Origin of the sequence: Variovorax sp. PBL-H6 (genome assembly GCF_901827155.1) — a bacterium.
Taxonomy (GTDB): domain Bacteria; phylum Pseudomonadota; class Gammaproteobacteria; order Burkholderiales; family Burkholderiaceae_C; genus Variovorax.
In genome coordinates, this window is record NZ_LR594659.1 from 4563983 (window position 1) to 4577200 (window position 13218).

Sequence of the window (13218 nt, forward strand, 5' to 3'; positions counted from 1 at the left end):
GATGGTTCCTTTGTTCTTCGTCAACGGCCGCAGCGCATCAGTGCCGCAAGGCTGGAGGCCAGTTGTTCCAGTGCGTTGAGATTGTGGACCGCGAGCATCGCGTCCGCATGGCGGTGCAGCACCGCAGCCCCGCGCGCCAGCGGGGCATAGCCTTCATAGCGCAGCAAAGGGTTGAGCCACAGCACGCGCCGCGAATGGCGCTTGAGCCACAGCAGCTCGCGCTCCAGCACCTCGGGCTCGCCGGTGTCGAGGCCGTCGCTGATCACCAGCACGAGCGTGCGGCGGCCCGTCAATCGGCGCGCGTGGTGCCGGTGCAGCTCGGCCAGCGACGAGCCCAGGCGCGTACCGCCTGCGAAATCGGCGATCGCCTCGCCGGCCGCGCGCAGCATCACGTCGGTATCGGCGATGCGGAAGGCCGGGGTCAGGTCCGTCAGCTGCGTGCCGAAGGCGAACACGTCGCGCCGCCCGGCGCGGCGCGTCGCCGCATGCAGGAAGGCCAGCAACAGGCGCGCATAACGCTCCATCGACCCGGAGACATCGATCAGCACCAAGAGGGGCAGCGGCTGCGTACGCCGCGCAAGCCGCGGCAGGCGCAGCATCTCGCCGCCCGTGCGGCCCGCTTCGTGCCAGACGCCCGGCCAGTTCATGCGCGAATGGGCACCCGCGTTGCCGGCCGCGTGCAAGCGACGGGCGGCGATGGTGGGCACCGGCAGCGCAACGTCGCGCGCCAGCCGCTCGACCAGGCGGTACTCGGCGGCGCCCAGCGCGTTGAAGTCGGCATGGTGCATGCGCTGGCGGTCGCTGGCGGTCATGGCGGCATCGAAGTCGACCTCGCGCTCGGTCTGGGCAGCCTGCACGGTCTCGCGCGGCGCGGCAAGCGCCTCGCGCACGCGCGGCCGGCGCTTCGAGGGCTCGGCCTTTCCTTCGGCGCTCGGCAGCATCTGCGCGAGCAGCTTGGCGGCGAGCTCGGGGTCGCGGAACCATGCATCGAAGAGCTCGCGGAAAACCCCGCGGTCCTGTTCACGGCTGATCATCACGGCCTCCATCGCGGCGGCGAGATCGGGCCGGCTTTGCACGCCCACGAGCATCGCCGCTTCGGCCGCGAGGGCGATGCGGGCCGAATCGGTTCGCACGCCGGCGCGCCGCAGTGCACGGCCGAAGCCGGCCATGTTGTCGGCGAGCTTGCCGCGGCGAGCGTCACCGAGTTGCTGCATTCATGTCCCCGCCTCAGGCGCCTTCAACAGTTCCGAGGCGAGCTCGTGCGTCAACGCCGCCACGTCGTCGCGCTGCTTGAAGAGGATGCCGGCGGTGTCCACCACGACCTCGGGGTCGAGGGCCAGCGTATCGAGCGCGACGAGCGCCCGCGCCCATTCCACGCTTTCGGCGATGCCGGGCGCGCGCTGGAAGGCATTCGCGAAGGGCGCGCTGCGCAGTCCCGCGACGAAGGCCGCCACCTGCTCGGACAAGCGTTCGCTGGCGCCCGGCACCTGCGCGCGCACGATCGATAGCTCGCGCTCGCGATCGGGGTAGTCGAGCCAGTGATAGAGGCAGCGGCGCTTGACCGCGTCGTGGAGCTCGCGCGTGCGATTGCTGGTGAGCAGCGTGACGGGCGGCACCAGCGCGCGCACCGTGCCCAGCTCGGGAATGCTGACCTGGTATTCGCCCAGGTATTCGAGCAGGAAAGCCTCGAAGGGCTCGTCGGCGCGATCGACCTCGTCGATCAGCAGCACGGCGCCTGGCGCCGGCGCTTGCAAGGCCTGGAGGAGCGGCCGGCGGATCAAATAGTGCGGCTGGTAGACCTCGGCCTCGACATCACGCGCGGCACCATGCGCCTCGGCCGCGCGCATGTGCAGCAGCTGCGCCGCATAGTTCCATTCGTAAAGCGCCTCGCGCTGCTCCAGGCCGTCGTAGCACTGCAGGCGCAGCAGCTCGCGCTGCAGCGCGCTCGACAGCGCCTTGGCCAGCTCGGTCTTGCCCACGCCGGGCTCGCCCTCCAGCAGCAGCGGGCGCTGCAGCCTGAGCGCGAGAAACACCGCCGTCGCCAGCCGCCGGTCGGCGTAGTAGCCCGCGCTTTCCAGCGCCTGCACGACCGCGTCGATGGTGGGGAACGGGGAGGCCGCGGCAGGCGTGATGTCGGTCATCCGGAAAGCTTAGCCCAATGCCTTGCGCACTGCGCGCTGCGTCAACACGCTGATCAGATTGGCGCGGTAGGCAGCCGTCGCATGCAGGTCGCTGTTGAGCTCGCTCGCGTCGATCTTCACGCCGGCCGCGGCCTCGGGCGTGAAGCTCTTGCCCAGCGCCTCTTCGAGTCCCTTGTGGCGGAACACGCCATTGCCCGCGCCGGTGACGGCCACGCGCACCCCCGCATCGCCCTGGGTCACGAAGATGCCGACCAGCGGGAAGTTGGAGGCCTTCTGCCGCAGCTTCTCGTAGGCCGCGCGCTTCGGGACCGGGAAGCGGACCGCGGTGATCAGCTCGTCCTCTCCCAAGGCTGTCGCGAACAGGCCCTGGAAGAAGTCGTCGGCCGCGATCTCGCGCTTGCTGGTGATGACGGTGGCGCCCGAGCCCAGCACGGCGCTCGGGTAGCAGGCCGACGGATCGTTGTTGGCCAGCGAGCCGCCGAGGGTGCCCATGGCGCGGACCTGGCGGTCGCCGATATGGTCGGCGAGCCAGGCCAGGGCCGGGAAGGCGGCCTTGATCTCCGCGTTGGCGCCGACATCGAGATGGCGCGTCATCGCGCCGATCACGAAGGCATTGCCCTCCTTCCTGATGCCGGCCAGCTCCTGGATGCCGCCGAGATCGACCAGTTGCTCGGGCGCCGCGAGGCGCAGCTTCATCGAGGCCAGCAGGGTCTGGCCGCCGGCCAGCAGCTTGCCGCCGGCACCCGCCAGCTTTGCCGCATCCGCCACGGTGGCGGGACGTTCGAGGGTAAAGGCATACATGTTCGATTTCCTCCGTGTCAGGGCGCCGGACGGCCCTGGGTGCTGGCGGTCAAGGGCGCTTGCTGCGGTTCCTGCGTCGGGCTCACGCTGCCCTTCTGGATGGCTTCCCACACGCGGTGGGGCGACGCGGGCATGTCGAAGTCCTTCACGCCGAGCGGCGCCAGCGCATCGAGCACCGCGTTGATCAGTGCCGGCGGCGAGCCGATGGCGCCGGCCTCGCCGCAGCCCTTGGTGCCGAGCGGGTTGTGGGTGCAGGGCGTGCAGGTGGTGTCGAGCTTGAACATCGGGAAATCGTCGGCGCGCGGCATGGCGTAGTCCATGAAGCTACCGGTCAGCAGCTGGCCGCTTTCCTTGTCGTAGACGCAGTTCTCCATCAGCGCCTGGCCCAGGCCCTGCACGATGCCGCCGTGCACCTGGCCCTCCACGATCAGCGGGTTGATGATGGTGCCGAAGTCGTCCACCGCGGTGAAGCTGTCAACCTTCACCTCGCCGGTCTGCTTGTCCACCTCCACCTCGCAGATGTATGTGCCACCCGGGAAGGTGAAATTGGTCGGGTCGTAGAAGGCGGTCTCGTCGAGCCCCGGCTCCAGCTTGTCGAGCGGGTAGTTGTGCGGCACGTAAGCGGTCAGCGCTACCTGGCCGAAGGGGATCTTCTTGTCGGTGCCCTTGATGGTGAACTCGCCATTGGCGAACTCCACGTCCGCATCGCTCGCTTCCATCAGGTGGGCAGCGATCTTCTTGGCCTTGGTCTCGATCTTGTCGAGCGCCTTCATGATCGCCGCGCCTCCGACCGAGATCGAGCGCGATCCGTAGGTGCCCATGCCGAAGGGCACGCGGCCGGTATCGCCATGCACCACGTCCACGTTCTCGACCGGGATGCCGAGCCGCGCCGCGACCACCTGCGCAAAGGTGGTCTCGTGGCCCTGTCCATGGCTGTGCGAGCCGGTGAAGACGGTCACGCTGCCGGTCGGGTGCACGCGGATCTCCCCGCATTCGAACAGGCCCGCGCGCGCGCCGAGCGCTCCAGCGATGTTGGAGGGCGCAATGCCGCAAGCCTCGATGTAGCTGGAGTAGCCGATGCCGCGCAGCTTGCCATTGGCCTCGCTCGCCTTCTTGCGCTCGGCGAAGCCAGCCACCTCGGCCAGCTCCTTCGCCTTGTCCATGGAGGCGTGGAAGTCGCCCGTGTCGTACTGCAGCGCAACCGGCGTCTGGTAGGGAAACTCGGTAATGAAGTTGCGCTTGCGGATCTCGTCCTGGCCCAGGTTCATCTCCCAGGCGCAGCGCGAGACCAGCCGCTCCAGCAGGTAGGTGGCCTCGGGCCGGCCGGCGCCGCGGTAGGCATCGACCGGCGCGGTGTTGGTGAACCAGGCATCTACCTCCACGTAGATCTGCGGCGTGGTGTACTGACCCGCCAGCAGCGTCGCGTAGAGGATGGTCGGCACCGCCGTCGAGAAGGTCGACAGGTACGCGCCCAGGTTGGCGTCGGTGTGCACGCGCAGCGCCAGGAACTTGCCGTCCTTGTCCATGGCCATCTCGGCATGGCTCACATGGTCGCGCCCATGCGCGTCGGACAGGAAGCATTCAGAGCGCTCGCCGGTCCACTTGATGCTGCGATTGAGCTGCTTCGCGGCCCATGTCAGCGCCACGTCCTCTGCGTAGAGGAAGATCTTGGAGCCGAAGCCGCCGCCCACGTCCGGCGCGATCACCCGCACCTTGTGCTCGGGCAGACCCAGCACGAAGGCCGTCATCAAGAGCCGCTCCACATGCGGGTTCTGGTTGGCGACGTAGAGCGTGTACTCGTCGTTCGCGCGGCTGTAGCTGCCGATGGCAACGCGCGGCTCCATCGGGTTGGGCACCAGCCGGTTGTTGACGAGGTCCAGCCTGGTCACGTGCGCCGCCTTGGCAAAGGCCGCCTCGACCAGCGCCTTGTCGCCCAGCGCCCACTTGTAGCACTGGTTGTCGGGCGCCGCGTCATGAAGGGTGACGCCGCTGGCCTTCTTCGCGGCATCGGCCACGCTCACCACCGCGGGCAGCACCTCGTACTCGACCTCGATGGCCTCGGCGGCGTCCTTCGCCTGCTCCACGGTATCGGCCACCACCATGGCCACGTGGTCGCCCACGTAGCGCACCTTGCCGATGGCGAGAATGGGGTGCGGCGGCTCCTTCATCGGCGTGCCGTCGGGGTTGTTGATGAGCCAGCCGCAGGGCAGCCCGCCCATCTTGCCGTCGATGTCCTTGCCGCTGAAGATGCCCACCACGCCAGGCATCTTCGAGGCCGCCGCGGTGTCGATGGACTTGATCGCCGCATGCGCATGCGGCGAGCGCAGGAACACGGCATGCGACTGGTTGGCCAGGTTCACGTCGTCGGTGTATTGCCCGGCGCCGGTGAGGAAGCGGTAGTCTTCCTTGCGCCTGAGTGCCTCGCCGATGTGCGGCAGCTTCGCGAAGTCGGGTGCGCCCATGGTGGTGCTCCTTATGCCGTGGCCGAGGTCTGGGCCGGCGCTGCCGCCATGGCCTCGCCGCCCATCTGCACGGCCTTGACGATGTTCTGGTAGCCGGTGCAGCGGCACAGGTTGCCGTCCAGCAGCTCGCGGATCTCGGTCTCGCTGGCCTTGGGGTGGTGGGTGCACAGGTCGATGGCGCTCATCACCATGCCCGGGGTGCAGAAGCCGCACTGCAGGCCGTGGCACTCCTTGAAAGCCGCCTGCATCGGATGCAGCGTGCCGTCTGATTGGGCAATGCCTTCGATGGTGGTGATGGTCTTGCCCGCCATCTGGCCCACCAGCACGTTGCATGACTTGACCGCCCGGCCATCGACCAGGATCGTGCAGGCGCCGCACTGCGCCGTGTCGCAGCCTACGTGGGTGCCCGTGAGGTTGAGGCGCTCGCGGATCGCTTGCACGAGGAAGGTGTTGGGAGGTGCATCGACCGTGACTGCGCGGCCGTTGACCGTGAATGAAACCTGCATGTGGCTCTCTCCGTTTTTGGTGATGGCTGGATTCGGACATCGCATGTTGGACGCCGGCCGGGGACGCAGCCCTAGGCAAAACCCTAGGGCTTGTCATGCCATGGATCGAGGGCGGCCCCGCCGCCGGGGCGCGGCGCATTTGCATGCTTCCTCTAATCCGCATCAGGATTTCGCGGATACAGTCTCGCCGTTTGCGCGTGCGTTTGGGAGAGCTTGCCCTCCTTGCTCGGCATTCCCGCCACATCGACCCTGCCCCCTAAAAGACGCGTACCAACGCGCGCGGGCTCTCCACCCAACTCGAAAGTTTCGTCATGAACAGAATGCATCGCAGTCTTTGGAGTCCCGCACTGGGCGCCTGGGTCGCCGTCCCCGAAAACGTTCGCGCGCGAGGCAAACGCGGCGGCAGCGCGAGGATTGGCGCGGCCCGTCTCGGCTTGCTTGCGAGTGCCTGCTTGCTCGGCTGGTCCGCACCATCGGCCTTCGCCTGCAATGCAAGCGACACCGGCACGTTGGCCAGCTGCATTGCCAACGTCGCCACGGACAGCACGATCACGCTCACGGCCGACATCACGCTCACGGCCAGCATCGGCGTGCTGAATGGCAATGCAGCGATCGACGGCAATGGCCACACCCTGGATGGCGCCAATACCTACCGTGGGTTCTTTATTGGCGCCGGCACGGCGAGCATCAGCAATCTGACGATGCAGAGCCTGCGGGCCCAGGGCGGGCAGGGTGGGCAGGGTCTCTCCGGCGGCGGTGGCGGCATGGGCGCAGGCGCGGCGGTGTTCGTGGCCCAGGGCGCGGCCGCAGATTTGAGGGACGTGACCATCTTCGGCAACCGCGCAATCGGAGGTAACGGTGGCGACGCCACCAGCCCGCTGCTCGACCTCAATGGTCAAGGCGGCGGGGGCGGGATGGGCGGCAGTGGAGGCGGCGGCGTGACATTGGGCACCGGGGTTGGCAACGGAGGCGGCGGCTTGTTCGGCGACGGCGCCAGCGCCAGTGCCGGGAACCTGCTCGTGGGTGGCAACGGTGGTGGGCCGAATGGCGGTGCAGGCAACAGCGGAAATGGCGGCATTGGCGGCGCCTACTCCGGTGGCGGTGGTGGTGGCTTCAACGGCGTTGCTGTGAGCACCCATGGCGGAGCCGGCGGATTGGGCGGCGGCGGCGGCGGCAGCGGAGCCTGGGGATTCGACGGCGTCGGAGGGCGCGGAGGATTTGGAGGCGGCGGCGGCGCTGGCAATGCGATCGGGGGAGTGGGCGGCTTCGGCGGCGGTGGCGGCGGAGCCGCCGGGATCGGCACGGCCGCCGGTGGCTTCGGGGGTGGCGACGGTGGAGCGCTGATCGGTGGTGGCGTCTTGGGTGCCGGTGGAGGCGGCGCCGGCATGGGCGGTGCGGTCTTCGTCATGGAAGGGGGTTCGCTCACCTGGAGTGGTGCCTCCCAGGTCAGCGGCAACAGCGTGGTTGCCGGCGTGCGGGGCAATGGCGGCCGAGGGCAGGACGGCTCGGCCTTCGGCGCGGGCATTTTCATGCAGGGTACGGGCACGCTCGCCTTCATGTCCGACGCCGGTGCCACGCAGACCGTGGCCGACGCGATCGCCGACCAGACCGGCTCCGACGGCACCGGCTCGAATGCCGGCAGCATCGGCCTCATCCAGCGCGGCGCCGGGCGACTGGTCCTGTCGGGCGCCAACACCTACAGCGGCGGCACCACGATCTCGGCCGGTACGCTTTCGGTCGCGGGCGACGCCAACCTCGGCGCAGTTTCTGGCGCGCTCACCTTCGACGGCGGGACGCTGCAAGTCACCGGGACCGCATTCACGTCCATCGCGCGCGGCATCAACTGGGGTGCCAGCGGCGGCGGCTTCGACATCGTCGATGGCAATGCCCGCTTCAGCGTCGCTCAAGCGCTCACCGGGACGGGCGGCTTGATCAAGCAGGGTGCGGGTACGCTGGTGCTGTCGGGCGCCAATGCCTACACGGGCGGCACCACCAACAATGCCGGCACCTTGGTGCTCGACGCCACGGCGACGCTGGCGGGTCCGGTCGTCAACAACGCAACCCTTGATATCGCCAGTGCCAACACCGCGGCCATCACCACCATCCAGAACAATGCCGCGCTGAACTTTCGGGGTGCGGGTTCGGCGGGCCAGGCGGCCATCACCAACAACGCGACGACGGACTTCTTCGACACCGCGACGGCCGGCAGTGCCGTCATCACCACCGCCGCCAACGCAGCGACCCGCTTCCATGATCGAAGCTCCATGGCCCAGGCCAGGTTCGTCACGGCCGCTGGCGGTGTTGTCGACTTCTCGCAAAGCGCCGGCGCCGCTGGGGATGGCCAGCTGTCGGCAGGCTCCATCGAAGGAGCGGGCCGATATGCCCTCGGCGCCAACCAGCTCACGGTCGGCGGCAACGGCCTGTCGACGGTGGCGAGTGGAGCAATCGACGGGGCCGGTGGCTCGCTGATCAAGACAGGCACCGGCACCTTGAGCCTCAGCGGCGCCAACAGCTACAGCGGCGGCACCACGATCTCGGCCGGTACGCTGTCGGTCGCGGGCGACGCCAACCTCGGCGCAGTTTCTGGCGCGCTCACCTTCGACGGCGGGACGCTGCAAGTCACCGGGACCGCATTCACGTCCATCGCGCGCGGCATCAACTGGGGTGCCAGCGGCGGCGGCTTCGACATCGTCGATGGCAATGCCCGCTTCAGCGTCGCTCAAGCGCTCACCGGGACGGGCGGCTTGATCAAGCAGGGTGCGGGTACGCTGGTGCTGTCGGGCGCCGATGCCTACACAGGCGGCACCACCAACAATGCCGGCACCTTGGTGCTCGACGCCATGGCGACGCTGGCGGGTCCGGTCGTCAACAACGCAACCCTTGATATCGCCAGTGCCAACACCGCGGCCATCACCACCATCCAGAACAATGCCGCGCTGAACTTTCGGGGTGCGGGTTCGGCGGGCCAGGCGGCCATCACCAACAACGCGACGACGGACTTCTTCGACACCGCGACGGCCGGCAGTGCCGTCATCACCACCGCCGCCAACGCAGCGACCCGCTTCCATGATCGAAGCTCCATGGCCCAGGCCAGGTTCGTCACGGCCGCTGGCGGTGTTGTCGACTTCTCGCAAAGCGCCGGCGCCGCTGGGGATGGCCAGCTGTCGGCAGGCTCCATCGAAGGAGCGGGCCGATATGCCCTCGGCGCCAACCAGCTCACGGTCGGCGGCAACGGCCTGTCGACGGTGGCGAGTGGAGCAATCGACGGGGTCGGTGGCTCGCTGATCAAGACAGGCACCGGCACCTTGAGCCTCAGCGGCGCCAACAGCTACAGCGGCGGCACCACTGTGACGAGTGGCACGATGTCGATCTCCGCGGACGGGAACCTGGGCGCCGCGCCGGGATCGCTGAACCTCGATGGCGGCATGCTGCGGACCACCGCCGACCTCACCATGAACCGTGCCACGACGCTCGACACGCGCAACGGCACGATCGAAACACTCGCAGGTACGACGCTGATCCAGCAGGGCGGGGTCGGCGGCGCAGGCGGTTTGATCAAGACCGGCGCCGGCACCTTGACCCTCACTGGCGAGAACAGCTACAGAGGCGGCACCGACCTCAAGCAAGGCAGCCTCGCCGTCGGCAACAACAGTGCGCTGGGCACCGGCCAACTCGCCATGCACGAAGGCACCACGTTGCGCTTTGCCGCCGATGGCCTCGACCTGGCCAATCCCATCGCCTTCACCGACGCGGTCGATCCCGCCATCGACACCGGCCCCTTCACCGCCACCCTCACCGGCGCCATCACCGGGCCTGGGGACTTGAGCAAGTTGGGAAGCGGCACCCTCGTCCTCGCGGGCGCCAACACCTACAGCGGCGCCACCGCCGTCACCGGAGGCACCCTGCGCGCGGGTGCTGCCAACACCTTCAGTGCGGCCTCCGCCCACGGCGTCGCCTCCGGTGCCACGCTCGATCTCGCCGGCTTCAGCCAGAGCATCGCTGGCCTCGCCAATGCCGGCACCGTCTCCCTCATCGGCGCAACACCGGGCACCACCCTCGCCGTCACCGGCCCCTATGTGGGCAACAACGGCCTGCTGCGCCTGGGCACGTTTCTCGGAGACAGCACCAGTGCCAGCGACCGGCTCGTCCTCAGCGGCCCGAGTGCCGTCGCCAGCGGGCGCACCACCGTGCAGGTCGTCAACCTCGGCGGCCTCGGGGCGCTCACCATCGGCAACGGCATCGAACTGATCAGTGCGCTCAACGGCGCCGCCACCACTGCGCAGAGCACGAAAGATGCCTTTGCCCTGCAGGGCGGCCATGTGGATGCGGGGGCGTACGAATACCGCCTGCAGGCGGGCGATGCCGCAGGCGCCGGAGAGAACTGGTACCTGCGCTCCACCAGCACCATCATCCCGCCGCCGCAGCCCGCGCCTCCCGCGCCACCGGCCCTGCCAGCCCCTCCTGCGGCCGCCCCCATCCAGGTGCCGACCTACCGCGCCGAGGTGCCCCTGTTCGCGGCCCTGCCCGAGCAACTGCGCCAGGGCAACCTGGCCATGCTCGGCAACCTGCACCAGCGCATCGGCGACGACGACGTGCGCTCGGCGGCCGGCGCCCAGACCACCGCTGCAGCCTCCGCCACCGGCGAGCGCCGCGCCTGGGGCCGCGTGCTCAGCACGGGCCTGAACATCCAGCAGGGCGGCACCGTCAGCCCGCAAAGCGACGGCCGCTTGAGCGGCCTGCAGGCCGGCACCGACCTGTGGACCCACGCCAATTGGCGCGCCGGCCTCTACGTCGGCCAGCTCGACGGCGACATGCAGGTCAAGGGTTTCGCGCGCGGCATCGCCAATCTCACCGTGGGCAGCAACGACCTGCGCAGCCAGTACCTGGGCGGCTATGCCACCTACACCGATACCAGCGGCTTCTACGCCGACGGCGTGCTGCAGGCCGGGCGCCACCGCTACGAGGTCAAGCCGCAGGCCAACCTGCGCACCCGGGGCAAGGCCAGCAGCCTGAGTGCCTCGCTGGAGATCGGCCAGTCCTTCGCGCTGGGCGAGGGCTGGCAGATCGAGCCGCAGGCGCAGCTGGTGCACCAGCGGGTGGACGTCGACGACGTCGACATCGCCGGGGCGCGCGTGCAGCAGGAACGAGACGGCAGCTGGCTCGCCCGCGTGGGGGTGCGCGTGAAAGGCGATATCGCCACCAGTGCAGGCCGGCTGCAGCCCTATGGCCGGGTGAACCTGTACCGCGCCTCGGGCGGCAACGACAGCACCCGCTTCATCAATCCTGCGGCCATCACGGCGATCGACAGCAGCACCGGCAGCACCTCCACCGAACTGGCAACCGGCTTCACGCTGTCGCTGAGCGAATCGACCAGCCTCTACAGCGAAGTCGGCAAGCTGTGGGCCTCAGGTGGAGACACCCGCGTGAAGTCGCAGCTGAATGCTTCGGCGGGGCTGCGGGTGCACTGGTAGATGCGCTCGTCAGCCACGACCGACGCCCGGCGCCGAAGTCCCCGCGCACACCGGCGGGCCACGCCGTCCGAAAATCATGCGATGAACACAAACTACGCAAGCACCGAGCCCTCGCGCGCGGAGGTCGACGGCCTCCCCGGCCCGACGCTCGTCGAATTTGGCGCCCCCTGGTGCGGCATCTGCAAGGCGGCGCAGCCGCTGATCGCCCAGGCGCTGGACGGCGCGAAGCCGCTGCGCCACCTGAAGATCGAGGACGGCAGCGGCCGGCCGCTGGGCCGTTCCTACGGCATCAAGCTCTGGCCCACGCTGATCTTCCTGCGCGACGGGCAGGAAGTCGGGCGGCTGGTGCGTCCCACCAGCGTGGACGCGATCTCGGACGAACTGACTCGCCTCGCCCAGCCTGCCTAGGCTATTGCTCCCTGTTCCGCGCCTTCTCGTACACCCGCGGCTGCGTCAGCACTTCATGGCGCAGCGCATCCTCCAGCTCCGCCTCGGTCATGAGCTTGCGCCTGAGCACCACCTCGCGCACATTGGTCCCGTTGGCGTAGGCCTCGGCCGCGACCTCGGTCGCCTCCTTGTAGCCGATGATCGGATTGAGCGCGGTGACCAGCGCGATTGAGCGCTCGATGCTCTCCCGCAGCCGGTCCGGGTTGGCGGTGATGCCCTTCACGCACAGGTCGGCCAGCGTCGTGCAGCCGTTGGTCAAGTGCTTGAAGCTGCGAAACAGCGAGCTGGCAATGATCGGCTCGAAGGCATTGAGCTGCAGTTGCCCGCCCTCGGCCGCGAAGGTCACGGTCAGGTCGTTGCCGAACACCTCGAAGCAGACCTGGTTCACCACTTCCGGGATCACCGGGTTGACCTTGCCCGGCATGATCGAGGAGCCGGCCTGCATCGGCGGCAGGTTGATCTCGCCGAAGCCCGAGCGCGGCCCGCTGGAGAGCAGCCGCAGGTCATTGCAGGTCTTCGACAGCTTGACTGCGATGCGCTTGAGCACGCCCGACAGCTGCACGAAGGCGCCGCAGTCCTGCGTCGCCTCGATCAGGTTGGGCGCGGTCGAGAGGTCGAGCCCGGTGATCTTGCGCAGCGCCGCCAGCGCTTTGCCCGCGTACTCCGGATGGGCGGTGATGCCGGTGCCGATGGCGGTGGCGCCGAGGTTGATCTCGCGGATCAGCGCAGACGCCTCGGTCAGGCGTGCGATGTCCTCCTCCAGCATGACGGCATAGGTCGAGAACTCCTGGCCCAGCGTCATCGGCACTGCGTCCTGCAGCTGGGTGCGGCCGATCTTGAGCAGGTGCGCGAACTCCGTGGCCTTGGCGGCGAAGGCGCCGCGCAGGTGCGCCATGGCCGCCAGCAGCCGCTCGATCGCGAAGCAGGTCGCGACGCGGATCGCCGTCGGGTACACGTCGTTGGTGCTCTGCGCCATGTTGACGTGCTCGTTGGGGTGCAGGTACTGGTACTCGCCGCGCTGGTGGCCGAGGATCTCCAGCGCGCGGTTGCACACCACCTCGTTGGCGTTCATGTTGGTGGAGGTGCCGGCGCCGCCCTGGATCACGTCGACCACGAACTGATCGTGCAAGGCGCCGTGGCGGATCTCCTCACAGGCCGCGACGATGGCGTCGCGCAGTTCGGGAGGCAGCAGGCCCAGCTCGGCATTGGCCTGCGCCGCCGCTTCCTTGACGGAGGCCAGCGCGATCACCAACTCCGGAAAAGCCGAGATCGTGGTGCCGGAGATCTGGAAGTTCTCCTTGGCGCGCAGCGTGTGCACGCCGTAATAGGCCTCGGTGGGTACCTCGCGGTCACCCAGCAGGTCGTGTTCGATGCGGAACTTGCTCATGCT

At 68.7% G+C, this 13218-nt stretch carries 8 protein-coding genes; 2 read left to right on the forward strand and 6 right to left on the reverse strand.

Translation table 11 applies throughout. From position 1 onward, the window contains the following. Positions 1–20: 20 nt before the first annotated feature. The 5 genes from G3W89_RS21605 to G3W89_RS21625 are packed head-to-tail and all read right to left on the reverse strand — an operon-like array spanning position 21 to position 5910. On the reverse strand, positions 21–1214 hold the full coding sequence (locus G3W89_RS21605) for a vWA domain-containing protein (protein WP_162576094.1): 1194 nt from the start codon (positions 1212–1214) through the stop codon (positions 21–23). After that, positions 1215–2141: an AAA family ATPase gene (locus G3W89_RS21610; RefSeq protein WP_162576095.1), complete on the reverse strand. Its 927-nt coding sequence runs from the start codon at positions 2139–2141 to the stop codon at positions 1215–1217. A gap of 9 nt (positions 2142–2150) precedes the next feature. Beyond that, positions 2151–2942, reverse strand: coding sequence for an FAD binding domain-containing protein (locus G3W89_RS21615; protein WP_162576096.1), 792 nt, complete (start codon positions 2940–2942; stop codon positions 2151–2153). 17 nt (positions 2943–2959) lie between these two features. Continuing rightward, positions 2960–5404, reverse strand: coding sequence for a xanthine dehydrogenase family protein molybdopterin-binding subunit (locus tag G3W89_RS21620; protein ID WP_162576097.1), 2445 nt, complete (start codon positions 5402–5404; stop codon positions 2960–2962). Positions 5405–5415: 11 nt separating this feature from the next. Continuing rightward, entirely contained in the window at positions 5416–5910 is a 495-nt protein-coding gene (locus G3W89_RS21625) for a (2Fe-2S)-binding protein (RefSeq protein WP_162576098.1), read from the reverse strand. Between the two features lie 311 nt (positions 5911–6221). Between G3W89_RS21625 and G3W89_RS21630 the strand changes: the two genes are divergently transcribed. After that, positions 6222–11381: an autotransporter-associated beta strand repeat-containing protein gene (locus G3W89_RS21630; RefSeq protein ID WP_162576099.1), complete on the forward strand. Its 5160-nt coding sequence runs from the start codon at positions 6222–6224 to the stop codon at positions 11379–11381. 81 nt (positions 11382–11462) lie between these two features. Then, positions 11463–11789 carry a thioredoxin family protein gene (locus tag G3W89_RS21635; RefSeq protein ID WP_162576100.1) on the forward strand — a complete coding sequence of 109 codons (327 nt, stop codon included), beginning with the start codon at positions 11463–11465 and terminating at the stop codon, positions 11787–11789. Between the two features lies 1 nt (position 11790). Here G3W89_RS21635 and aspA read toward each other — a convergent pair whose 3' ends face one another. Next, complete coding sequence (aspA, locus tag G3W89_RS21640) at positions 11791–13215, reverse strand: aspartate ammonia-lyase (protein ID WP_162576101.1); 1425 nt, start codon at positions 13213–13215, stop codon at positions 11791–11793. Positions 13216–13218 lie beyond the last annotated feature (3 nt).